We start from the raw sequence: 21,707 nt of genomic DNA, 5'->3' as shown, positions 1-21,707 counted from the left end.
CCGGGGGCGAGGGGCGTGGGGCGGGGGCGTGTGGTGAGGGACGTGGGACTCCTGGTCGGCGATGCCGGTCGGTGATTCCCGCCCGGTGATGCCCGACCGTGCCCGGAACGGGTCCGAACCTGTTTACTTTCCGGACATCCCGGCGTAGCCTCCGAATGAAACCACACGTTCGGGCACAGTCGGAGGCGAACGGACATGTACGCACCGGAGCGGCAGCAGGAGATCCTCCGGCTCGCCCGGGACGGCGGACGGGTGGACGTCGTATCACTCGCCGAGGAGTTCCAGGTGACGGCGGAGACCATCCGCCGCGACCTCAAGGCCCTCGACCGGGCCGGCCTGGTGCGCCGCGTGCACGGCGGGGCGATCCCCGTCGGACGCCTCGACTTCGAGCCGGACCTCGCCGAGCGGGAGACCACGGCCGCCGACGAGAAGGACCGGATCGCCAAGGCGGCCCTCGCGGAACTGCCCGCCGACGGCACGGTGATCCTCGACGCCGGTACGACGGTCGCCCGCCTGGCCGCCGCCGTCCCGCTGGAGACCGCGCTCACCGTCGTCACGCACAGCCTGCCCATCGCGGCCCGCCTCGCCGACCACCCCGGCATCCAGCTCCACCTCGTCGGGGGGCGCGTACGGCACCGCACGCGCGCCGCCGTCGACGCCTGGGCGCTGCGGGCGTACGGCGAGATCCGCGCCGACGTCCTCTTCGTCGCCGCCAACGGCTTCTCCGCCGGCCACGGCCTGACCACTCCCGACCTCGCCGAGGCCGCGGTGAAGCGCGCGGCGGTGGCGGCGGCCCGCCGGGTCGTCCTGCTCGCCGACTCCGGCAAGCACGGCCAGGAGCACTTCGCCCGTTTCGCCGGCCTGAGCGACGTGGACCTGCTGATCACCGACAGCGGGCTGAGCGACGAAGACGCCGCCGCGATCGAGAGCGGCGGCACGGAAGTGGTGCGCGCATGATCCTCACCGTCACCCCCAACCCGTCCCTCGACCGGACCTACGAGGTCCACGCCCTCAAGCGCGGTGAAGTGATCCGCGCCGAGACCGAGCGCGTGGACCCGGGCGGCAAGGGCGTGAACGTCTCGCGGGCCGTCACCGCCGCCGGACGGCGCGCGGTGGCGGTGCTGCCTCTGGGTGGTGCGCCGGGCGCGCTCGTCGCGGACCTGCTCGACGCGCAGGGCATCGAGGTCGCGCCCGTCCCGATCGCCGGGGCGACCCGTTCCAACATCGCGCTCGTGGAGGCGGACGGAACACTCACCAAGATCAACGCGCCCGGTCCGGAACTGTCGGCGGCGGAGCAGGAACTGCTGCTGGAGACGGTGCGCGAGCAGTCACCCGACGCCGACTGGATCGCCTGCTGCGGCAGCCTCCCGCGCGGACTCGCGCCGTCCTGGTACGCCGATGTCGTGACCCGGGCGCACGCCGGGGGCGCGCGGATCGCGCTGGACACGTCGGGGCGCGCACTGCTGGAGGCGTTGCGCGCCCGCCCCGACGTGGTCAAGCCGAACGCCGAGGAACTGGCGGAGGCCGTCGGCCGCCCCCTGGCCACCGTGGGCGACGCCGTCAAGGCCGCCGAGGAACTGCGCCGGTGGGGCGCGCGCACCGTCCTCGCGAGCCTGGGCGCCGACGGACAGCTCCTCGTCGACGACGCGGGCACCTGGTTCGGCACCGCCCGCGTGGACGCCGTGCGCAGCAACGTCGGCGCCGGCGACTCCTCCCTCGCCGGCTTCCTCGTCGCCGGCGGCAGCGGCCCCGAGGCCCTCGCGTCCGCCCTCGCCCACGGGGCCGCCGCCGTCCGGCTCCCCGGCAGCGTCATGCCGGCCCCCGCCGACCTCGACCCGGCGGCCGTGTCCGTGACGGCGGACGTCCCCGTGGACCGCGTCCTGGAGGAGGCGGCGTCATGAGACGGCGTACGGCGCGAGCCACGACACCGCGCGTGCCCCGGCGCGTGACCCGGTCCGCGGCGCACACCCCGCACCGCTCCGCGCCGCCCGCTGCCCCCCGTTCGGCACCCCGCTCCCGACCGGCCCCGAAGCGGCGAGACTCCCCGTCACTCGCCGTCTCCCCCGGGCGGCCCGCTCACCCCGGCGAGCCCGCCCACCCCCGGAGGCGGGGACTCCCCGGCCCCGCCTCCACCGGCCGGCCGGCGCCCGGCGCCCGTACGGCCCGCTCCACCCCCACCACCCCCCACCGCACCCCCGTCCCCTCACCCGCCCACCCCACCCCCCGGGCGATACGCGAGCGAAGGAGCCCGCGATGAGCGACATGATCACCGCGGACCTGGTCGACCTCGACCTGTCCGCCGACACCAAGGAAGCGGCGGCCCGCGCCCTCGCCCAGCGCATGGCCGCCCTGGGCCGGGTCACCGACCTGGAGGGCTTCCTCGCTGATGTGGCGGCGCGCGAGGCGCAGATGCCGACCGGGCTCGACGGCGGCATCGGCATCCCGCACTGCCGCAGCGCCCACGTCACCGAGCCGACGCTCGCCTTCGGGCGCAGCGCGGCCGGCGTCGACTTCGGCGCGGCGGACGGCCCCGCCGACCTGATCTTCCTGATCGCCGCTCCGGCCGGCGCCGACGACGCCCACCTGACGATCCTGTCGTCCCTCGCCCGGCAGCTGATGAACACCGAGTTCACCGATGCCCTGCGCGCGGCCGGCGACCCGGCCGCCGCGGCGGCGCTGATCCGCGGCGAGGAGCCCCCCGCGGCCGCCGGGGGCGGCGCCGCACCCGAGAACTCCGTGGCGGCGCCGGCGGCGGCCTCCGCCGGCGCCGTCACGGACACCGCCGTCACGGACACCGCCGCCACGGACACCGCCGCCACGACGACGGGTGCCTCGTCTGTGGGCGCCCCCTCCGCGGAAGCCGCCGCCACGGGCGCCTCCGCCGCGGGAACTTCGGCCGCGGGCGCCCCCGCCAGGGACGCCTCCGACCCGGGCGCCCCTCCCGCGAGCGCCGGGGCTGCGGGCGCCGGCGGGGCAGAGGACGCGCGGCCCTTCCGTGTCGTCGCCGTCACCTCCTGCCCCACCGGTATCGCCCACACCTACATGGCCGCCGAGTCGCTGGAGAACGCGGGCCGTGAGGCAGGCGTCGAAGTCGTCGTCGAGACCCAGGGATCGGCGGGCTTCACCCGGCTCGACCCGGCCGTCATCGCCGCCGCGGACGGCGTGATCCTCGCCCATGACGTCCCCGTCCGCGACAAGGACCGCTTCGCCGGGAAGCCCACCGTCGACGTCGGGGTGAAGGCGGGCATCAACCGCCCCGCCCAGCTCATCACCGAGGTGCGCGAGAAGGCGGCGCGCGGCGAGGTGACGGGCGCCCCCAAGGCCGGTGGCACGCCGGTGGAACGCGCCGGTGAGCCCGGCGAGGGCTACGGCACCAGGCTGCGCAAGTGGCTGATGTCCGGCGTCAGTTACATGGTCCCGTTCGTCGCGGCCGGCGGTCTGCTCATCGCCCTCGGCTTCGCGATCGGCGGCTACCAGATCAACGAGGCCAAGTCCGTCATCGACCACTTCGACTGGGGCCAGGCCGACAGCTGGGGCGCGCTCTTCTTCCAGATCGGCGCGGCGGCCTTCGGCTTCCTCGTCCCGGTCCTCGCCGGATACATCGCCTACGGCATGGCCGACCGGCCCGGACTCGTGCCCGGGTTCGTCGGCGGTGCGATCTCCCTGACGATCGGGGCGGGCTTCCTCGGCGGACTCGTCGCCGGCCTGATCGCCGGCGGTGTGGTCCTCGCGATCCAGCGCATCCGGATCCCGGCCGTGCTGCGCGGCATCATGCCGGTGGTGGTGATCCCGCTGGTGTCGACGGCGGTGGTCGGCTTCCTGATGTTCGTGGTCGTCGGCAAGCCGATCTCCGAGGCCCAGCAGGGCCTGACGGACTGGCTGAACGGGCTCTCCGGCGCCAACGCCGTGTTCCTCGGCCTGCTGCTCGGCCTGATGATGTGCTTCGACCTCGGCGGCCCGGTCAACAAGGTCGCGTACACCTTCGCCACGGCCGGCATCTCCGTCGCGGCGCCCAGCGACTCGGCGATGAAGATCATGGCCGCGGTCATGGCCGCCGGCATGGTCCCGCCGCTGGGCATGGCCCTCGCCACCACCGTCCGCAAGAAGCTGTTCACGCCCGCCGAACGCGAGAACGGCAAGGCCGCCTGGGTCCTCGGCGCCTCCTTCATCTCCGAGGGCGCGATCCCGTTCGCCGCGGCCGACCCGCTGCGTGTGATCCCCGCCTCCATGGCCGGCGGCGCGGTCACCGGCGCGCTGACCATGGCCTTCGGCTCCACCCTGCGCGCCCCGCACGGCGGTGTCTGGGTCACCTTCCTGATCGGCGAGCCGTTCCTCTACCTGCTGGCCATCGCGGCCGGTACGGCGGTCACGGCGGGTCTGGTGATCCTGCTGAAGGGCCTGCGCAAGCCGGCGCCCGGCACGGGTACGGGCCCGGCGACCGACGGTCCGGCCGCGACCGCGGCGCCCGAGCCCGCACAACCGGTGGCCGCCGCGTAGGGCGGGCGGGCGCGACGAGCGCGAAGGGAGCGCGAGGCGCGGCCGGCACCCGAACAGGCGTACGGGGATGTCCCGTTGAGGGGCATGAGGGCGCTGTGTCGCATCTGAGAGACAGGTCACGGTCCGGGGCTTGAGTCCCGGACCGTGGTGTCTACTGGACCGTATGTCTGAGCATGTCTCGATCCTCCCGTGGGCGGGTGTCGCCGTCCTCGCCGTGGCGGCCGCGGCCTGGCTGACCGGCCTGACCCGCATCCCGCGCCGCGCCCGCCCGCGCTCCGCGCCCACGGGCTACGGAGAGCGGGGCGCCGTGCGCACCGGCGCGCGCCCCCTCGCCGGGCTGCCCCAGCAGCGTCAGAGCGCCCCCCACCTGGAGTGCGTCGAGCTGACCCCGGCGGAACGGGCCGCCTTCGCGGTCCTGGCCCGCAGACTCGCCGACGGCGGCTGAGCCACCGGCCGGCCCGGTCCGGGGCCCCGCCTCAGGACAACTGCGCCGCCCGGCGTTCCATCGCCTCCCGCGCCGCCTCCTCCGAGGCGTACACCTCGCACATGTGCCGTCCGTCGGGCGTGGCCGTGTGCTCGACCTCCCACAGGGAGATCTCCACGCCGTCACCGAGCAGGAACGCGTGCTCGTACAACGAGAAGCCCAGGCCGGCGCGGCCCGCCCGGCACGGGCGGCCGAACGCCTGGGTGATCTGGTGCGCGCACGCCGTGGCCAGCAACGCGGCCGTCTCCGCGCCCGGCCGGTCCGCGTTCTCCGCGCGGCGCAGCAGCCGGCGGGCGTGGTCCGCCGAGTCGTCCGGCGCGTACGCGTGGCGCGGGCCCGGCACCGGCGACGACTGCACCAGCACCGGCAGTTCGAACTCCGGCGCGTCCGGCGGCAGCGGCAGCCGCATGGTCGCGGTGCGCAGCTCCTCCTCGTCGACGTACACCTCGTGCTGCGCCGCACGGCCCCGCGCGGTGTTGTGCACGAGCTCCCACAGCGTGAGCGCCGAGCCGTCGGCGAGCAGCCAGGTGTGCCGGTACGTCTCGCGGTGCAGCCCCGCGCTGTGGTGCGCGGAGTGCAGCGAACTGTCGTACGCCAGCGCGCCGTCCAGGCACCTGATCGTCTCGTCGGGCAGCTCGAACGAGTTCAGGGCGCGGCCGAGCAGTCGCGCGAGATGCTCCTCCGGAGGCTCCGGCGACTCGTATGGTTCGTACGCTGCGGTCTCGTACGGAACGCTCAAGGTTTCTCCCGGCGTTGCTGCATGTCACCTTGTGGGTGCATACCGTAGCCCCTCGGCCGGACATCATGCCCGGGAACCGAGAAAACGTGCGCGGGGAAAACGAGCGGACGGAGCGGCGAGTTCCCCCGCCGCCCGACGGCCCGGCCGAAGTGCCTGGTGGGGCGGTGTGGTCAGTCCGGCCAGCCCTCCCGGCGGCTGCCGTACAGCTCTCCGTAAGTGGGCCAGATGCCGCCCGGCCCGTCCACCGGTTCCGCCGCGCGCACCGCTCGTACGATCGCGCGCGTCACCAGGTCCGCGCCCGCGGCGAGGATCTCGTTGAGCGCGAGCGGGCCGCCCCCGTCCAGTGGCCGCGCCCCGGTCGCCAGCGCGAACACCGTGTCGCCGTCGTTGAGCTGGTGCACCGGCCGTACGGCGCGCGCGATCCCGTCGTGCGCCGTGCCGGCCAGCTTCTGCGCCTGGGCCTTCGAGAGGGCGGCGTCGGTGGCGACCACCGCGAGCGTGGTGTTGAGCGGCGGGGCCGAGGTGCCGGCAGCCACCTCGGCGAGGCGCCGCCGCGCGGCCTCGTGGACCGACGCCCGCGGATAGTCCACGCGCCCCCCGAACAGCTCTCCGTACAGCACTCCCGTCTCCGGATCGGCCACGGAGCCCACCGCGTTGGCCACCACCAGCGCGCCGACCGTGATCCCCGAGTCGAGCAGCGTGCTCGCGGTGCCGACCCCGCCCTTCAGCAGGCCGGCGACGGCGCCCGTACCGGCGCCCACGCACCCCTGCCGCACGGGTGCGCCGGGCTCGCTCGCCGCCGCCGCCTCGACGGCCTCCCGGCCGACGGCCGCGTCCGGTCTGGCCCGGAAGTCGCCGCCGCGCCCCAGGTCGAAGACGCACGCGGCGGGCACCACCGGCACGACGTGCGCGGGATCCGCCCCCACGCGCACTCCCCGTCCGCGCTCCTCCAGCCAGGCCATCACGCCCGACGCCGCGTCGAGCCCGTAGGCGCTGCCGCCGGTCAGCACGATCGCCTCGACCTTCTGCACCACGTTGCGCGGGTCCAGCGCGTCGGTCTCCTTGGTGCCGGGCCCGCCGCCGCGAACGTCCACGGCGGCGACGGCCCCGCCCTCCGGGGCGAGGACCACGGTGGTGCCGGTGAGCCAGCCGCCGCCGGCGCGCGTCGCGTGGCCCACCCGCAGGCCCGCCACATCCGTCAGTGCGTCAACCGTCCTGAGCGTCATGGGGCCAGTCTGGCCCGTCCCGTCCCGCGCGCCGCCAGGATCACGCCGGCCGCGACCGCCAGGGCCGTCACCACGCCGGCCGCGAGCACCGCGCCGTGCCCCAGGAAGGTGCAGCAGATGACCAGCAGGGCGGCGACGGGCAGGACCGCCTGCTGCGCGATGCCCGCCTTGAAGTGCCGGGAGTGCAGGGCCCACACGGCCAGCAGGTAGAGCGCCGTGGGGAGGGACACCGCGGCGGAGGCGGACAGGGTGGGGATGTGCGCCGTGCCGGTCGCCTGCTCGACGGCCACTTCCAGGCCCGCGCCGATCGCGGCGGCCGAGGCGAAGACCACGTAGTGGCCATAGCCCCAGAGGAACGCCTGTCTGTCGGAGCGCAGATGGCCGTGGATCGGCACCACGAAGTAGATCCACCACGCGGAGAACACGATCAGCAGGCCGCCCGCGGCGATCGGCAGCAGCTCGCCGAGCGCGTGGTGGTCCGCCACCCCCGACTGCACGGCCACGGTCGCCGCGGCGATGGTCTCGCCCAGCACGATGATCGTGAACAGTCCGTACCGCTCCGCGATGTGGTGCGGGTGCCAGGGCGTCTCGAAGCCCCGCTCGGCGAGGACCGGCACGCACAGTTCCACGACGGCCATCACGAGGAACAGCCACGGGCGCGCGGGTCCCGGCAGGAGCACCAGCCCGAGCCAGCCGATCAGGCAGAGCAGCACGCCGGCCGTGTACCGCAGCGCGGTGGTGCGTTCCGGTCCGGTCGCGGATCCCGCGGCGCGCAGCCACTGCGCGGCCAGCGCGAGGCGCATGATCACGTAGCCGAGCCAGACGAGCAGGAAGTCGTGGTCGTCGAAGGCCCGTGACACGCCCGCCGCCAGCACCAGGACACCGGCGATCTGGACGAGGGTGACCACGCGGTACAGCACGTCGTCGTTGTCGTACGCCGAGGCGAACCAGGTGAAGTTCATCCAGGCCCACCAGATGGCGAAGAACACCATCGCGTAGTTCAGGATGCCCTCGCCCGCGTGCCCCTCCGCGACGGCGTGCACCAGCTGGAGGCCCGCCTGGGCGACCGCCACGACGAAACACAGGTCGAAGAAGAGTTCCAGCGGTGAGGCGGTGCGGTGGGCCTCGGCGCGGGTCCGCGCGGTCAGCCTGCGCACCGGCTTTCCGGGATCCTGCCCGCCCGCCGGGACGGGCGGTGGACTCGAACGGGACGTCATGCGTCCCAGAACAGCAGAAACCGGGCAAAAAATCTTGTGAAGGCGTTCGCCGGTGGGCGAGCCGTACCCTGGGGGCATGAGCACCGCCTCCACCCCCGAGCCGCGCGACCCCAAGGCCGCGCTGATCTTCGACGACCCGCTGGACGAGCAGTCCTCCGACGACACGGACCGGGGCTGGGGCGAGCGGCGGGGCGGCGGCGACGCCGCGGACGACCTGAAGCGCTTCCTCGACGAGAAGCCGCCGCACCACCTGTAGGCCGGGCGAACCCCCTGGGCCGCCGCCCGCGGGCCCGCGTGGGCCGTCGCTACGACTCGGTGCGGCCCGGTCCGCGCTGCGCGACCAGCGCGTCGCGGATCTCCTTGAGCACCTCCAGCTCCGTCACCTCGACGACCTCCTTGGTGCCCAGCCTCGCCTCCCTGCGGGCCTGCTGGCGCGCCAGATACTTCGCCATCGGCAGGACCATCAGGAAGTAGACGACGGCCGCCGTGATCAGGAAGCTGAGCGTCGCGCCGAGCACCGAGCCCCACATGATCGGCACACCGCTGCGCACGGTGCCGTCCGCGGCCACGTCGCAGGGGCCCTTGAGGCACGAGCTGTAGCTGTCGAGATTCTTCGTGCCGATGGCTCCGACCAGCGGGTTGATGATCCCCTTCACCACGGAGTTGACGACGTTGGTGAAGGCGGCACCGATGACCACCGCCACCGCCAGGTCGATGACGTTCCCGCGCATCAGGAAGGCTTTGAAGCCCTGCAGGACACCCGGTTCCTTCTTCTCGCTCACCTCGGGGACTCTCCTCGCACGCGCACGGTGTGGAACGAAACGCTCCGCAACCTACGGCACGGTGCGGCAGCCCTGTCCACTTCCCTCGCCCCAACGAGCGACCGGACCGCGCGCCGGGCAGCGGGCGCACCCCACTCCGCCTCAGCACAGGGTCACCGCCAGCCGGGCCGTCGCGCTCGCGCCGGCCAGGCGCACGGCGGTGGCCCGGGGCACCGACAGCACGACCAGCGCACCACCGTCCACCGTGTGGCCCGGGACGCCGGCCGCCGGCTCGGGCACCTCGGTCACCCGCGCCCCGCGTGCGACCACATGGGCCGCACCGCCGGCCGCCGCCTCCTCCGCGGCGATCACGTCGACCCGGTCGCCGGGGCGCAGCAGCCGGACCGTGGCCGCGTCGGCGATCCTCACCGGAGCGGTCACCCGCGCCGCGACGGGTCGTCCGGGCAGCCGGTCCGCAGGGTGACCGCGGGCCCGGTCACCCGGCGGCGGCTCCACGGGAGCACGCGAGCCGGCCGCGAGGAGCGCGGCGGCGGTGACGGCGAGCCCGGCGGCCAGCGCCCGCTGCCGGTGCCGTACGAGCCGCCGCAGCCGGTGGTGTCCGCCGCGCACCCGGATCGGAGCGAACTGCGGCACCTCGCAGGTGGCAGGGACGTCGGTGCCGGGCGGGCGGGGGGACAGGGGAACGGACGTGGGAGCGAGGGACATGGGGCCACCACCTTCGGCGAGCGAGCGGTTTCGACCCCCACGATGAGGCCTCTCGTCGCCGCCCGTCGCCGCCGGTGGACGACCGCCCCGTTGTGGACAACTCCTCCACCCGAACGAGCACTTCCGCAGCCGCCCGGGACTCGCGCGGTCCCAGCTCTCGAACAGCCGCCCGGCACTCCCGCGGCCCAGCACTCAGCCGGCCGCCCCGCACTTCCGCAGCCGTCCCCACACTCCTGCGAGCGCCCGAGCGCCCGAGCGCCCGAGCGCCCGAGCCCGTCCGAGCCTCGCGCACCCGCAGGGGCCTCCCGCGGCTCCGCCCCACACCGCTGCTACGGCAGCTCGAACCCCGGGTCCATCCCGCCCAGCGCCTTCGTGCACAGGCAGTCCCGGTCCTCGTCGGCGGGCAGCGCGGCCACCGCGTCGAACAGCACCCCCCGCAGGCGGTCCACGTTCGCCGCGAAGACCCGCAGCACCTCGTCGTGGGAGACGCCCTCACCGGTCTCGGCGCCCGCGTCGAGGTCGGTGACCAGGGTCAGCGAGGTGTAGCAGAGCTCGAGTTCACGGGCGAGCGCCGCCTCGGGATGGCCGGTCATGCCCACCACCGACCAGCCCTGCGCCTGGTGCCACAACGATTCGGCACGGGTGGAGAACCGCGGCCCCTCCACGACGACCAGCGTGCCGCCGTCCACCGGCTCCCAGTCCCGGCCGCGCGCCGCCTTCAGGGCCGCCGCCCGGCCGACGGGGCAGTACGGGTCGGCCAGCGACACGTGCACCACGTTCGGCACGGTGCCGTCCGGCAGCGGCAGACCGTCGAAGTACGTGGTCACCCGCGCCTTCGTGCGGTCGACGAGCTGGTCGGGGACCAGCAGGGTGCCGGGGCCGTACTCGGGCCGCAGGCCGCCCACGGCGCACGGGCCGAGGACCTGGCGCACCCCCACCGAGCGCAGCGCCCAGAGGTTGGCCCGGTAGTTGATCCGGTGCGGCGGCAGATGGTGACCCCGGCCGTGGCGGGGCAGGAAGGCGACCCGCCGGCCGGCGATCTCGCCGAGGAAGAGGGAGTCGCTGGGCGGCCCGTAGGGGGTGTCCACCCGGACCTCGGTGACGTCCTCCAGGAGCGAGTAGAAGCCGGACCCGCCGATGACACCGATCTCCGCGACCCTTGCGGTCTCTGCGTTCGCCATGACCAGCACACTAGCCGTCGCGGTCCGCGCTCGGGCAGTGGCCCGGGGACGCGGAAGACCCCGCCGTCCTGGGACGTGCGGGGTCTTCGCGAAGACGCGGTGGTACGCGCGGCGGGAAACGCCGGGCGGCACCGCGACCCGGTTTCACGAGGTGCCGTGCTGCACCTGGTGCCGTGCGTCGGCCGGTGCCGTGCTGCACCCGCTGCCGTGCGTCAGGCGGCGGTGCCGGTCGAGGTGCTGGAGCTCGACGACTTCGAGTCCGAGGACGAGGACGCGGCCGACGGCTTGGAGTCCGACGAGGCCGACGACTTCGACGACGCCGGCGAGCTGCTGGACGAGGAGCCGCGGCTGTCGTTGCGGTAGAAGCCGGAGCCCTTGAAGACGATGCCGACCGCGGAGAACACCTTCTTGAGGCGGCCACCGCAGCTGGGGCACTCGGTCAGGGCGTCGTCGGTGAACTTCTGCACCGCCTCGAGGCCCTCGCCGCACTCGGTGCACTGGTACTGGTAGGTCGGCACTGTCTTCCTCCTGGCACTCTCACTCAATGAGTGCTAACGATGGTCCATAGTGACGTATTCCGGCGCGTCAGTCCACTGTCACCGGCGAGCGGTGACCCACGCCACGCGCGACGGTCCGGGCGGGCCGCGTCGCGAGCCGCGAACGCAGCGCCAGCAGGGTCGCCAGGGCGAGCACCGTTCCGCCCAGCGGCACCAGGAAGCCCGCGCCGTCCCGGAAACGGTCCTCCAGCTGTCCGGCGACCGTGACGGCGGCCGCCTGGCCGAGCGCGACGGCGCCGGTCAGCCAGGTGAACGCCTCGGTGCGGGCCCCGGCCGGGACCAGGCCCTCGACCAGGGTGTAGCCGGTGATCAGGGCGGGCGCGATGCACATGCCGACCAGCAGGCCGAGGGCAGCGAGCACGAGCACGGAGTGGGCGGCCCACAGCCCCGCGGCGGCGAGCGCGAGCGCCGTGTAGCCGACGACCAGACGCTGCTGGGGGGCCGCCTTCCACGCGATGGCACCGCAGACGATGCCGGAGAGCATGTTGCCGGCGGCGAAGATGCCGTACAGCACCCCGTTCAGCCCGGGCTCGCCGATCGACTCGGTGAACGCGGCCAGCGAGACCTGCATGCCGCCGAAGACGGAACCGATGCCCAGGAAGGCCACGATCAGGACCCGCACACCGGGCACGCGCAGCGCCGACGCGGGCTTCACGCGCGCGTGGCCGCTCGCGGTGACCTTCGGCTGGGTGCTCTTCTGCGCGGCGAACAGCAGACCGCCGACCAGGGTGAGCGCGGCTTCGGTGACCAGGCCCGCCGCCGGGTCCACGGCGGTGCACAGGGCCGTCGCCAGCAGCGGGCCGACCACGAAGGTCAGCTCGTCCGTGACCGACTCGAAGGCGGCGGCGGTGGTCATCAGGGGCGAGCCCTGGAGCTTGACGCCCCAGCGGGCCCGCACCATGGGGCCGACCTGCGGCACCGAGGCGCCGGTGGGGACGGCCGCCGCGAACAGCGCCCACAGGGGGGCGTGCGCCAGCGCGAGCGCCGTCAGCGTGAGACCGGCGACCGCGTGCACGAGAACGCCGGGGACCAGGACGGCGCGCTGGCCGAAGCGGTCGGCGAGGCGGCCGCTGTAGGGCGCGAAGACCGCCATGGAGACACCGGTGACCGCGGCGGCGGCACCCGCCGCGCCGTAGGAGCCGGTGGTGTGCTGCACCAGCAGCACGATGGAGAGCGTGAGCATGGCGAACGGCTGGCGCGCCGCGAAGCCGGGGAGCAGGAACGTCCAGGCGCCGCGGGTGCGCAGCAGCTGCCCGTAGCCCGGGCGGGAGGGCGCCGTCGTGTCCTTCGACGGCTCGGTGGTGACCGCGGACGCCACGGCCCGTGCCTTTCTGCCGCCTGGTAGCGCGTGGCCCCTGCGGGTGGGGGGCCGGCGCCGAGAGCTGTCCTCTTGCGCGGAACTGCGGTAGATACCGGCGCTCACTGAGGGGAGCGGGCCGGCCGCCATACGGTCGCGCCAGCTCTGCGTCAGGCAGAGTTGGTTCGATCTGGTGTGGTGCGCCTTCATGATACGCGGATCTACGCGCGTCGCACCTGTGAAAAGGGGCACCACGTGAGCCGCTGCCTGCGAAGCGCGACCAGCGACTAGGTGTCGCTCCCGTTCGTGCCCAGCCAGCCGGCCAGCTTGCCGCCCCGGCCCACCGCGCGCAGGCGCCGCTCCGTGGCGTCCCGGACCGGGTCCGTGGCCACGACGAGCAGTTCGTCCCCGCGGCGCAGCACCGTCGAGGGGAGCGGTACGAACGACGTGCCGTCCCGGACGACGAGGGTCACCGCGGACCCGGCGGGCAGCCGCAGCTCGTGCACCTCGACGCCGTGCATCTTCGAGCCCTCGGGGATCGCCACGGACAGCAGGTGCCCGCGCAGCCGCTCCAGGGGCGCCGACTCGATGCCGAGGTCGGCGGCCTCGGGGCCGCCGCCGAGGCGGAGCGTGCGGGCCAGCCACGGCAGGGTCGGCCCCTGGACCAGGGTGTAGACGACGACCAGGACGAAGACGATGTTGAAGATGCGGCGGCTGCCGTCCACGCCGTTCACCATCGGGATGGTCGCCAGGATGATCGGCACGGCGCCGCGCAGCCCGGCCCAGGACATCAGGGTCTGCTCCTGCCACGGCACCCGGAACGGGGTCAGGCAGAGCACCACGCTGAGCGGGCGCGCCACCATGGTCAGGGCCAGGCCGATGAGGAGGGCGGGCACGATGTCGTCACCCAGTTCGGACGGCGTCACCAGGAGGCCGAGCAGCACGAACATGCCGATCTGGGCGAGCCAGCCGAGGCCGTCGGCGAAGCCGCGGGTGGCGGGCCAGTGGGGCAGCCGCGCGTTGCCCATGACCATGGCCGCGAGGTAGACGGCGAGGAAGCCGCTGCCGTGGGCGATGGCGCCCGCGGCGTACGCCGCGACCGCGATGGCCATGACGGCGATCGGGTAGAGGCCGGAGGCGGGCAGCGCCACGTGCCGCAGGCCCCAGGAACCGAGCCAGCCCACCGCGAGCCCGATGGCCGCGCCGATGGCCAGTTCCAGCGCTATCTCGCCGAGCAGGACGTACCAGTGCTCGACCGGGCCGGCCGTGGAGAAGGCGACGACCAGGATCACGACCGGGGCGTCGTTGAACCCCGACTCGGCTTCGAGGGTGCCCGTCACGCGCGCGGGGAGAGGTATTTTCCGCAGCACCGAGAAGACGGCCGCCGCGTCGGTCGAGGAGACGACCGCTCCGATGATGAGGGCCTGCCGCCACTCCAGCCCGATCAGGAGGTGGGCCGCGGTGGCGGTGACCCCCACGCTCACCGCCACCCCGGCCAGCGCCAGCGCGGAGGCGGCGGGCAGGGCCGGCCCGATCTCCTTCCACTTCGTGCCCAGACCGCCTTCGGCGAGGATCACGACGAGGGCCGCGTATCCGATGACCTGGGTCAGCTCGGCGTTGTCGAAGTGGATGTCGCCGATCCCGTCCTGGCCCATGAGGACGCCGATCCCCAGGTACACGAGCAGGCTGGGGAGCCCGCTGCGCGACGAGATCCGGACGGCCGCGACGGCGACGAGCAGGACGATCGAGCAGACGAGCAGGAGCTGGTTGAGGTGGTGGACAGTCAGTGGCCGTTCCCTTCCCTGGTTCACGCGCCCCACGCGCGCGTGGACACTCGTGTACGAATCCGACACGGAGTCGGGCCCGCTCCGCACTGGTTACTTCGTTACCTTACCTAACTCTTGACGATTTCTTGACGTTCGCCAAGGCAAGATCGAACGTCCGTGCGCGCTGGTTCCCGACTCCGCGTCAAGGGGGAGTGGACCCTGCGCCTATGGTTGCTCCAGCGCTCTTTCATAGTCACAGCCCGACCTGCCGCTCGCGTTAGGACAGCAAGGACAGCGATGCCCCCCAACACCACCGCCTCAACGGGTCAGAAGCCCGGCAAGTCCGGCAGGAAGAAGGGGCGCAAAGCCCGGCTGATCGTGCTCGTGCTGGTGCTGGCCGTCATCGGCGGCCTCGCCTACGGGGCGTACTGGTCCGTCAGCACCGTCCGCGCCTCCTTCCCGCAGACCAAGGGTTCGCTCACGCTCGACGGCCTGTCCGGCCCGGTCGAGGTGAAGCGGGACGGCCACGGCATCCCGCACATCTACGCCTCCTCCGACGAGGACCTGTTCATGGCGCAGGGCTACGTCCAGGCGCAGGACCGGTTCTACGAGATGGACGTCCGCCGCCACATGACGGCCGGACGCCTGTCGGAGATGTTCGGCAAGAGCCAGATCGACAACGACGAGTTCCTGCGCACCCTCGGCTGGGAGCGGATCGCGAAGCAGGAGTACGAGACCAAGCTGTCGGACTCCACCAAGAAGTACCTCCAGGCCTACGCCAAGGGAGTCAACGCCTACCTGAAGGGCAAGGAAGGCGAGGACATCTCCCTGGAGTACGCCGCCCTGGGCTTCAGCAACGACTACGCGCCCGAGGAGTGGACCCCGGTCGACTCCGTCTCGTGGCTCAAGGCGATGGCCTGGGACCTGCGCGGCAACATGCAGGACGAGATCGACCGCGCCCTGATGACCAGCCGCCTCGGCCCGAAGCAGATCGCCGACCTGTACCCGGCGTACCCCTACGACCGCAACAAGGCGATCGTCCAGGAGGGCCAGTACGACGAACTCACGGAGACGTTCCAGCCGGGCGACGGCGACGGCACCTCCGGCGACGGCGACGGCACCTCCGATGACGGCACCTCCGGCGACGGCTCCGGCGGCACCGAAGGCACCGGCACCGAAGGCACCGGCACCGAAGGCACCGGCACCGAGGGCACCGGCACCGAAGGCACCGGCACCGAGGGCACCGGCACGGACGCCCTGCAGACCCAGCTCTCGGGCCTCTACCGGGTCCTGGACGACCTGCCCACGGCCGTCGGCGTGAACGGCAACGGCATCGGCTCCAACTCCTGGGTCGTCGACGGCGACCACACCATCACCGGCAAGCCGCTGCTCGCCAACGACCCGCACCTGTCGCCGTCCCTGCCGTCCGTCTGGTACCAGATGGGCCTGCACTGCCGCACCGTCTCCGAGAAGTGCCAGTTCGACGTCTCCGGCTACACCTTCGCCGGCATGCCCGGCGTGGTCATCGGCCACAACAAGGACATCGCCTGGGGCCTGACCAACTCCGGAGCCGACGTCACCGACCTCTACCTGGAGAAGCTCAGCGGCGACGGCTACCTGTTCGACGGCAAGGTGGTGCCCTTCAAGACCCGGGAGGAGACCATCGAGGTCGCCGGCGGGGCCAGCAAGAAGATCGTCGTCCGGGAGACCAACAACGGGCCCCTGCTCTCCGACCGCGACGACGAGCTGGTGACGGTCGGCAGGAAGGCCACCGTCGACACCGCGGCCCCCGACCGCGGCGACGGCTACGGCATCGCCCTGCGCTGGACCGCGCTGGAGGCGGGCACCACCATGGACGCCGTGTTCGCGATGGACAAGGCGGCCGACTGGGAGGACTTCCGCGAGGCGGCGGCCCTGTTCGAGGTGCCCTCGCAGAACCTCGTCTACGCCGACACCGACGACAACATCGGCTACACCCTGCCCGGCCGGATCCCCACGCGCGCGGAGGACCACGACGGCTCCGTCCCGGCCCCCGGCTGGGACTCGAAGTACCGCTGGACCGGCTACCTCGACCAGGACGAGCTGCCGTACGAGTACAACCCGCGGCGCGGCTACATCGTCACCGCCAACCAGGCCGCGGTCGGCGAGGACTACCCTTACACGCTCACCACGGACTGGGGCTACGGCACCCGCAGCCAGCGGATCACCGACCTGATCGAGTCGAAGATCAAGGGCGGCGGCAAGATCTCCACCGAGGACATGCGCCTCATGCAGACGGACAACAGCAGCGAGATCGCCAAGCTGCTGGTGCCCCAGCTGCTGAAGATCGACGTCGGCGACAAGGACGTCCGCGAGGCGCAGAAGCTGCTGGAGGGCTGGGACTACACCCAGGACGCCGACAGCGCGGCGGCGGCCTACTTCAACGCCGTCTGGCGCAACGTCCTCAAGCACGCCTTCGGCAACAAGCTGCCCAAGGAACTGCGGGTCAAGGGCCAGTGCCTGCTGGTCGAGCCGGTCGACACCACCGGACCGGTGGACGACGAGCGCCGGGTCCGCGAATGCGGCCGGCGCGACGCCGCCCAGGCCCAGCCGGACGGCGGCGACCGCTGGTTCGAGGTGGTCCGCACGCTCATGCAGGACGAGGACAGCGACTGGTGGACCACGCCCGAGAACGGCACCCGCCCCGGCGCGGACAACCGTGACGAGCTGTTCAAGCGCGCCATGATCGACGCCCGCTGGGAGCTGACCGCCAAGCTCGGCAAGGACATCGACACCTGGAGCTGGGGCCGGCTGCACCGCCTGTTCCTGAAGAACCAGACCCTCGGCACCGAAGGCCCCGGCTTCCTGCGCTACGCGCTCAACCGCGGCCCGTGGAAGCTCAGCGGCGGCGAGGCCACGGTCAACGCCACCGGCTGGAACGCCGCGGGCGGCTACGGCGTCGTCTGGGTGCCGTCGATGCGGATGGTGGTCAACCTCGGCGACCTCGACAAGTCGCGGTGGATCAACCTCACCGGCGCCTCCGGGCACGCCTACAGCGACCACTACACCGACCAGACGGGCAAGTGGGCCAAGGGCGAACTGCTGCCCTGGGCCTTCTCGGAGAAGGCGGTCGACAAGAGCACGCGGGACACGCTCGTGCTGAAGCCGTGACCCGCTGACGGCGCACCCTCCGGAAGGGCCCTCCACGCGTGCGTGGAGGGCCCTTTCAGGTCCGTGGCGCGCGGAACCGGCGCACCCCGGACGGCGTGACCACCGCGTGCACCGGCCGGTCGTGCGCCTGGGCCGGGACCCGCTCGACGACCTCCGTGTCGTACAGCAGCACCACCAGCGCCGCACGGGCGCCCGTGCGCTCGAGACGGGCCAGGACGCGGTCGTACGACCCGCCGCCGCGGCCCAGCCGCATGCCGCGCGCGTCGACCGCGAGCCCCGGCAGCAGCACCACGTCGGCGGTGGTCACCGCGTCGGCCCCGAGGCGGACGCCCGAGGGCTCCAGCAGGGTCATCCTCCCGCCGTGCCGGACCGGGGCCAGCGAGTCCGGTCCGGCGTACTCGCCCCAGTCCAGATCGTTGTCGGGCAGCAGCACCGGAAGCAGGACGCGCACGCCCCGCGCGCGCAGCGCGTCGAGCAGCGCGCGCGTCCCCGGTTCGCTTCCGACGGACACATAGGCCGCCACCGTCCGCGCGCCCGCGAGCTCGGGCAGCTCTCCCGCCCGCTCGGCCAGCGCCGCCTCGTATTCCCGCACGTCATCTGCCGTCAATCTGCTCCTCACGGCGATGAGATCCCGGCGCAACGCACGCTTGTCAGGCTCTGCCGAAGGTCCGTTGTGGCTCACTGTCACTCCCGTACTGCGTCAATGTGCTCATATGAGCGTCAACGAATCGGAGCCTCAGATTCCTCACAAAGGCTCCGGATATGGTGTCGGGCATGACTCAGTCCCACCCCAGGATCAGCAAGGCTGTCATTCCCGCAGCCGGCCTCGGTACCCGGTTCCTGCCGGCCACCAAGGCCACTCCCAAGGAGATGCTGCCGGTCGTCGACAAGCCGGCGATCCAGTACGTGGTCGAGGAGGCCGTCTCGGCGGGCCTCGATGACGTCCTCATGGTGACGGGCCGCAACAAGCGCCCGCTGGAGGACCACTTCGACCGCAACTACGAGCTGGAGTCGGCGCTCGAGAAGAAGGGTGACGCCGAACGGCTCGCGAAGGTGCAGGAGTCGAGCGACCTCGCGACGATGCACTACGTCCGCCAGGGCGACCCCAAGGGCCTCGGCCACGCCGTCCTGTGCGCCGCCCCGCACGTCGGCACCGAGCCCTTCGCCGTCCTCCTGGGCGACGACCTGATCGACCCGCGCGACCCGCTGCTCCAGCGGATGATCGAGGTGCAGGAGCGCAGCGGAGGCAGCGTGGTCGCGCTCATGGAGGTCGCACCCGAGCAGATCCACCTCTACGGCTGCGCCGCCGTCGAGGCCACCGCGGAAGGCGACGTCGTCAAGGTGAACGGCCTGGTGGAGAAGCCCGACGCGGCCGACGCCCCGTCCAACTACGCCATCATCGGCCGGTACGTCCTCGACCCCCACATCTTCGACATACTGCGCAAGACCGAGCCCGGCCGCGGCGGCGAGATCCAGCTGACCGACGCCCTCCAGCAGCTCGCCCAGGACGAGAAGATCGGCGGCCCGGTGCACGGCGTCGTCTTCCAGGGCCGCCGCTATGACACCGGCGACCGCGGCGACTACCTGCGTGCCATTGTCAGACTCGCGTGCGAACGTGAAGACCTGGGCCCGGACTTCCGGGCCTGGCTCCGCAGTTACGTCACCGAGGAGATGTAGCCACCTTGAGCACCGCCGCGCCCCGCGCCACCGGCCAGGACCACCTGTGGTCGGTGGACGAGCACCTGGAGGACATCCTCACCACCGTCCGCCCCCTCGAACCCATCGAGCTGAACCTGCTCGACGCCCAGGGCTGCGTCCTGGTCGACGACATCACGGTGCCGGTCTCCCTGCCGCCGTTCGACAACAGCTCCATGGACGGGTACGCGGTACGGGTCGCGGATGTCGCGGGCGCGAGCGAGGAGTTCCCCGCCGTCCTCGACGTGATCGGGGACGTCGCGGCGGGCCAGGCCGGCCTGCTCCAGGTGGGGCCAGGCCAGGCCGCCCGCATCATGACCGGCGCCCCGCTGCCGCCCGGCGCCGAGGCCGTGGTCCCCGTGGAGTGGACCGACGGCGGCCTCGGTGAGGGCCCCGTCGCCGCGATGCGCGCCCGCAGCCTGGCCCCCGAGGCCGCCGGCGGCCAGGTCCGGGTGCACCGGCCCGCCGAGGCCCGCGCGCACGTGCGCGCGAAGGGCAGCGACGTGCAGGCCGGCGACCGCGCCCTCGACGCCGGCACGATCCTCGGCCCGCCGCAGATCGCGCTGCTCGCCGCCATCGGCCGCGGCACGGTCCGGGTCCGCCCGCGCCCGCGCGTGGTGGTGATGTCCACCGGCAGCGAACTCGTCCAGCCCGACGAGGAGCTGGCCGCCGGCCAGATCTACGACTCCAACAGCTTCGCCCTCACCGCCGCCGCCCGTGACGCCGGCGCCATCGCCTACCGGGTGGGCGCCGTCGCCGACGACGCCGAGACCCTGCGCACCGCGATCGAGGACCAGTTGGTGCGCGCCGACCTCATGGTCACCACGGGCGGCGTCAGCGTCGGCGCGTACGACGTGGTCAAGGAGGCCCTCGCGCACGTCGCCGACGAGGACGAGCCGGGCAGCGGGGTCGAGTTCCGCCGGCTCGCCATGCAGCCCGGCAAGCCGCAGGGGTTCGGCTCCATCGGCCCCGACCACACCCCGCTCCTCGCCCTGCCCGGCAATCCGGTGTCGTCGTACGTCTCCTTCGAGCTGTTCGTCCGTCCCGCGATCCGCACCCTCATGGGCCTGACCGACGTGCACCGCCCCACCACCCGCGCCACCCTGAGCGCGGACAGGCCGCTGACGTCGCCGAAGGGCCGCAGGCAGTTCCTGCGCGGCCGGTACGCCGACGGCGCGGTGACCCCGGTCGGCGGGGCCGGGTCCCACCTCGTCGCGGCCCTCGCGCGCGCCGACGCGCTGATCGTCGTCCCCGAGGACGTGGAGTCCGTCGCTCCCGGCGCCGACGTCGAGGTGGTCCTGCTCGGCTGACCCCCCGGACTTGGGGGTACCGTGTCGCGCACAACAGGCCCGCGCACCGGACCGCGCCGGGCCCGGACCGGGAGCGGCACAGCATGAGCAGGCAGGACCGACTGACGCACATCGACGACGCGGGCGCCGCCCGGATGGTCGACGTGTCGGAGAAGGACGTGACCGTCCGCACCGCCCGCGCCGGCGGACGCGTCCTCGTCTCGCCCCGCGTGGTCGAGCTGCTGCGCGGTGAGGGGGTCCCCAAGGGCGACGCCCTCGCCACCGCGCGGATCGCCGGCATCATGGGTGCCAAGCGCACCCCCGACCTGATCCCGCTGTGCCACCCGCTCGCGCTCTCCGGTGTGACACTGGACCTGTCGGTCGCGGACGACGCCGTGGAGATCACCGCGACGGTGCGGACCACGGACCGCACGGGCGTCGAGATGGAGGCGCTCACCGCGGTCTCGGTCGCCGCGCTCACCGTGATCGACATGGTGAAGGCGGTCGACAAGGGAGCGGTCATCACGGACGTGCGGGTGGAGGAGAAGACGGGCGGCAAGTCGGGCGACTGGAGCCGGGCGTGAGCGCCGCGGGCGCGCCGTACCGGGCGCTGGTCGTCACGGCCTCCAACCGGGCCGCCGCGGGCGTCTACGAGGACCGGGGCGGCCCGCTGATCGCCGACGGCCTCAAGAGCCTCGGGTTCGCCGTGGACGGGCCGCGGGTCGTCCCCGACGGGAACCCCGTGGAGGCGGCCCTGCGCGCGGGCGTGGAGACCGGCTACGACGTGATCGTCACCACCGGCGGCACCGGCATCTCGCCCACCGACCGCACCCCCGAGGCCACCCGCGCGGTGCTCGACCGGGAGGTGCCGGGCATCGCGGAGGCGATCCGGGCGTACGGCCGGGACGCGGTGCCCACCGCGGTGCTCTCCCGGGGCCTGGCCGGGGTGGCGGGCCGGACGCTGATCGTGAACCTGCCGGGATCGACCGGCGGGGTGCGCGACGGTCTGGCCGTCCTGGAGCCCCTGCTGATCCACGCCGTCGACCAGGTCCGTGGTGGCGACCACCCGCGGCCCGGTGGTGGGGGTGCGAGCTGAACAGCGCATGGTGGCCCGTCGAGCTG

20 protein-coding genes are annotated in these 21,707 nt (G+C 73.3%); 10 read left to right on the top strand and 10 right to left on the bottom strand.

What is annotated here, in order from left to right; translation table 11 throughout:
* Nucleotides 1–195 precede the first annotated feature (195 nt).
* From SGLAU_RS14425 to SGLAU_RS14410, 4 genes are all read left to right on the top strand, one after another.
* Entirely contained in the window at nt 196–957 is a 762-nt protein-coding gene (locus SGLAU_RS14425) for a DeoR/GlpR family DNA-binding transcription regulator (RefSeq protein ID WP_043501701.1), read from the top strand.
* The gene (gene pfkB / locus SGLAU_RS14420; protein ID WP_043501699.1) at nt 954–1,901 is read left to right on the top strand and encodes a 1-phosphofructokinase; all 948 of its coding nucleotides are present in this window, start codon (nt 954–956) and stop codon (nt 1,899–1,901) included. Before SGLAU_RS14425 ends, pfkB begins: the two co-directional genes overlap by 4 nt.
* 352 nt (nt 1,902–2,253) lie before the next feature.
* Nucleotides 2,254–4,497: a fructose-specific PTS transporter subunit EIIC gene (locus SGLAU_RS14415; RefSeq protein WP_043501697.1), complete on the top strand. Its 2,244-nt coding sequence runs from the start codon at nt 2,254–2,256 to the stop codon at nt 4,495–4,497.
* 163 nt (nt 4,498–4,660) lie between these two features.
* Nucleotides 4,661–4,942 carry a hypothetical protein gene (locus tag SGLAU_RS14410; protein ID WP_043501696.1) on the top strand — a complete coding sequence of 94 codons (282 nt, stop codon included), beginning with the start codon at nt 4,661–4,663 and terminating at the stop codon, nt 4,940–4,942.
* Nucleotides 4,943–4,973: 31 nt separating this feature from the next.
* On the opposite strand, the gene SGLAU_RS14405 is transcribed toward SGLAU_RS14410, so the two are convergent.
* The 3 genes from SGLAU_RS14405 to SGLAU_RS14395 all read right to left on the bottom strand — a co-directional run bounded on the left by SGLAU_RS14405 (nt 4,974) and on the right by SGLAU_RS14395 (nt 8,163).
* The gene (locus SGLAU_RS14405; RefSeq protein ID WP_043501695.1) at nt 4,974–5,720 is read right to left on the bottom strand and encodes a DUF6227 family protein; all 747 of its coding nucleotides are present in this window, start codon (nt 5,718–5,720) and stop codon (nt 4,974–4,976) included.
* A gap of 170 nt (nt 5,721–5,890) precedes the next feature.
* The gene (locus SGLAU_RS14400) at nt 5,891–6,946 is read right to left on the bottom strand and encodes a P1 family peptidase (RefSeq protein ID WP_043501692.1); all 1,056 of its coding nucleotides are present in this window, start codon (nt 6,944–6,946) and stop codon (nt 5,891–5,893) included.
* Complete coding sequence (locus tag SGLAU_RS14395; protein WP_043501690.1) at nt 6,943–8,163, bottom strand: low temperature requirement protein A; 1,221 nt, start codon at nt 8,161–8,163, stop codon at nt 6,943–6,945. Before SGLAU_RS14395 ends, SGLAU_RS14400 begins: the two co-directional genes overlap by 4 nt.
* Before the next feature lie 76 nt (nt 8,164–8,239).
* On the opposite strand from SGLAU_RS14395, the gene SGLAU_RS14390 reads away from it, so the two are divergent.
* Nucleotides 8,240–8,419 (top strand): hypothetical protein, encoded by a 180-nt coding sequence (locus SGLAU_RS14390; RefSeq protein ID WP_043501686.1) that lies wholly within the window; start codon nt 8,240–8,242, stop codon nt 8,417–8,419.
* 49 nt (nt 8,420–8,468) lie between these two features.
* Here the strand turns inward: SGLAU_RS14390 and mscL are convergent, their stop codons facing one another.
* From mscL to SGLAU_RS14360, 6 genes are all read right to left on the bottom strand, one after another.
* Entirely contained in the window at nt 8,469–8,945 is a 477-nt protein-coding gene (mscL, locus tag SGLAU_RS14385; protein ID WP_043501684.1) for a large conductance mechanosensitive channel protein MscL, read from the bottom strand.
* A 141-nt stretch (nt 8,946–9,086) separates the two neighbouring features.
* Nucleotides 9,087–9,650 carry a hypothetical protein gene (locus SGLAU_RS14380; RefSeq protein ID WP_043501682.1) on the bottom strand — a complete coding sequence of 188 codons (564 nt, stop codon included), beginning with the start codon at nt 9,648–9,650 and terminating at the stop codon, nt 9,087–9,089.
* 329 nt (nt 9,651–9,979) lie between these two features.
* Nucleotides 9,980–10,831 (bottom strand): S-methyl-5'-thioadenosine phosphorylase, encoded by an 852-nt coding sequence (locus tag SGLAU_RS14375; RefSeq protein WP_043506614.1) that lies wholly within the window; start codon nt 10,829–10,831, stop codon nt 9,980–9,982.
* A gap of 212 nt (nt 10,832–11,043) precedes the next feature.
* Nucleotides 11,044–11,349 (bottom strand): FmdB family zinc ribbon protein, encoded by a 306-nt coding sequence (locus tag SGLAU_RS14370; protein ID WP_043501681.1) that lies wholly within the window; start codon nt 11,347–11,349, stop codon nt 11,044–11,046.
* A gap of 67 nt (nt 11,350–11,416) precedes the next feature.
* Nucleotides 11,417–12,706, bottom strand: coding sequence for an MFS transporter (locus tag SGLAU_RS14365; RefSeq protein WP_043501679.1), 1,290 nt, complete (start codon nt 12,704–12,706; stop codon nt 11,417–11,419).
* Nucleotides 12,707–12,972: 266 nt separating this feature from the next.
* Nucleotides 12,973–14,505 (bottom strand): potassium/proton antiporter, encoded by a 1,533-nt coding sequence (locus SGLAU_RS14360; protein ID WP_052413750.1) that lies wholly within the window; start codon nt 14,503–14,505, stop codon nt 12,973–12,975.
* A gap of 243 nt (nt 14,506–14,748) precedes the next feature.
* Here SGLAU_RS14360 and SGLAU_RS14355 point away from each other — a divergent pair, with 243 nt between their 5' ends.
* Nucleotides 14,749–17,601, top strand: a complete 2,853-nt coding sequence (locus SGLAU_RS14355) for a penicillin acylase family protein (protein ID WP_043501675.1) — start codon at nt 14,749–14,751, stop codon at nt 17,599–17,601.
* Between the two features lie 55 nt (nt 17,602–17,656).
* Here the strand turns inward: SGLAU_RS14355 and SGLAU_RS14350 are convergent, their stop codons facing one another.
* On the bottom strand, nt 17,657–18,283 hold the full coding sequence (locus SGLAU_RS14350; RefSeq protein ID WP_078957718.1) for a 5-formyltetrahydrofolate cyclo-ligase: 627 nt from the start codon (nt 18,281–18,283) through the stop codon (nt 17,657–17,659).
* Between the two features lie 92 nt (nt 18,284–18,375).
* Between SGLAU_RS14350 and galU the strand changes: the two genes are divergently transcribed.
* The 4 genes from galU to SGLAU_RS14330 all read left to right on the top strand — a co-directional run bounded on the left by galU (nt 18,376) and on the right by SGLAU_RS14330 (nt 21,681).
* Nucleotides 18,376–19,278 (top strand): UTP--glucose-1-phosphate uridylyltransferase GalU, encoded by a 903-nt coding sequence (gene galU, locus SGLAU_RS14345; protein ID WP_043506613.1) that lies wholly within the window; start codon nt 18,376–18,378, stop codon nt 19,276–19,278.
* A gap of 5 nt (nt 19,279–19,283) precedes the next feature.
* Complete coding sequence (gene glp, locus SGLAU_RS14340) at nt 19,284–20,606, top strand: gephyrin-like molybdotransferase Glp (protein WP_043501669.1); 1,323 nt, start codon at nt 19,284–19,286, stop codon at nt 20,604–20,606.
* An 83-nt stretch (nt 20,607–20,689) separates the two neighbouring features.
* The gene (gene moaC / locus SGLAU_RS14335) at nt 20,690–21,169 is read left to right on the top strand and encodes a cyclic pyranopterin monophosphate synthase MoaC (protein ID WP_043501667.1); all 480 of its coding nucleotides are present in this window, start codon (nt 20,690–20,692) and stop codon (nt 21,167–21,169) included.
* Nucleotides 21,154–21,681, top strand: coding sequence for a MogA/MoaB family molybdenum cofactor biosynthesis protein (locus tag SGLAU_RS14330; RefSeq protein ID WP_078958048.1), 528 nt, complete (start codon nt 21,154–21,156; stop codon nt 21,679–21,681). Before moaC ends, SGLAU_RS14330 begins: the two co-directional genes overlap by 16 nt.
* The last annotated feature ends 26 nt before the right edge of the window (nt 21,682–21,707 follow it).

Origin of the sequence: Streptomyces glaucescens (assembly GCF_000761215.1) — a bacterium.
Taxonomy (GTDB): domain Bacteria; phylum Actinomycetota; class Actinomycetes; order Streptomycetales; family Streptomycetaceae; genus Streptomyces; species Streptomyces glaucescens_B.
This window is presented reverse-complemented; position numbering and strand designations above follow the sequence as displayed.

Excerpts from the sequence above, each read along its gene's own strand:
- SGLAU_RS14355 (WP_043501675.1), top strand. The coding sequence starts at position 14,749 with ATGCCCCCCAACACCACCGCCTCAACGGGTCAGAAGCCCGGCAAGTCC.
- SGLAU_RS14375 (WP_043506614.1), bottom strand. The coding sequence starts at position 10,831 with ATGGCGAACGCAGAGACCGCAAGGGTCGCGGAGATCGGTGTCATCGGC.
- moaC (WP_043501667.1), top strand. The coding sequence starts at position 20,690 with ATGAGCAGGCAGGACCGACTGACGCACATCGACGACGCGGGCGCCGCC.
- SGLAU_RS14400 (WP_043501692.1), bottom strand. The coding sequence starts at position 6,946 with ATGACGCTCAGGACGGTTGACGCACTGACGGATGTGGCGGGCCTGCGG.
- SGLAU_RS14410 (WP_043501696.1), top strand. The coding sequence starts at position 4,661 with ATGTCTGAGCATGTCTCGATCCTCCCGTGGGCGGGTGTCGCCGTCCTC.
- SGLAU_RS14390 (WP_043501686.1), top strand. The coding sequence starts at position 8,240 with ATGAGCACCGCCTCCACCCCCGAGCCGCGCGACCCCAAGGCCGCGCTG.
- SGLAU_RS14415 (WP_043501697.1), top strand. The coding sequence starts at position 2,254 with ATGAGCGACATGATCACCGCGGACCTGGTCGACCTCGACCTGTCCGCC.
- galU (WP_043506613.1), top strand. The coding sequence starts at position 18,376 with ATGACTCAGTCCCACCCCAGGATCAGCAAGGCTGTCATTCCCGCAGCC.
- SGLAU_RS14395 (WP_043501690.1), bottom strand. The coding sequence starts at position 8,163 with ATGACGTCCCGTTCGAGTCCACCGCCCGTCCCGGCGGGCGGGCAGGAT.
- SGLAU_RS14380 (WP_043501682.1), bottom strand. The coding sequence starts at position 9,650 with ATGTCCCTCGCTCCCACGTCCGTTCCCCTGTCCCCCCGCCCGCCCGGC.
- SGLAU_RS14425 (WP_043501701.1), top strand. The coding sequence starts at position 196 with ATGTACGCACCGGAGCGGCAGCAGGAGATCCTCCGGCTCGCCCGGGAC.
- pfkB (WP_043501699.1), top strand. The coding sequence starts at position 954 with ATGATCCTCACCGTCACCCCCAACCCGTCCCTCGACCGGACCTACGAG.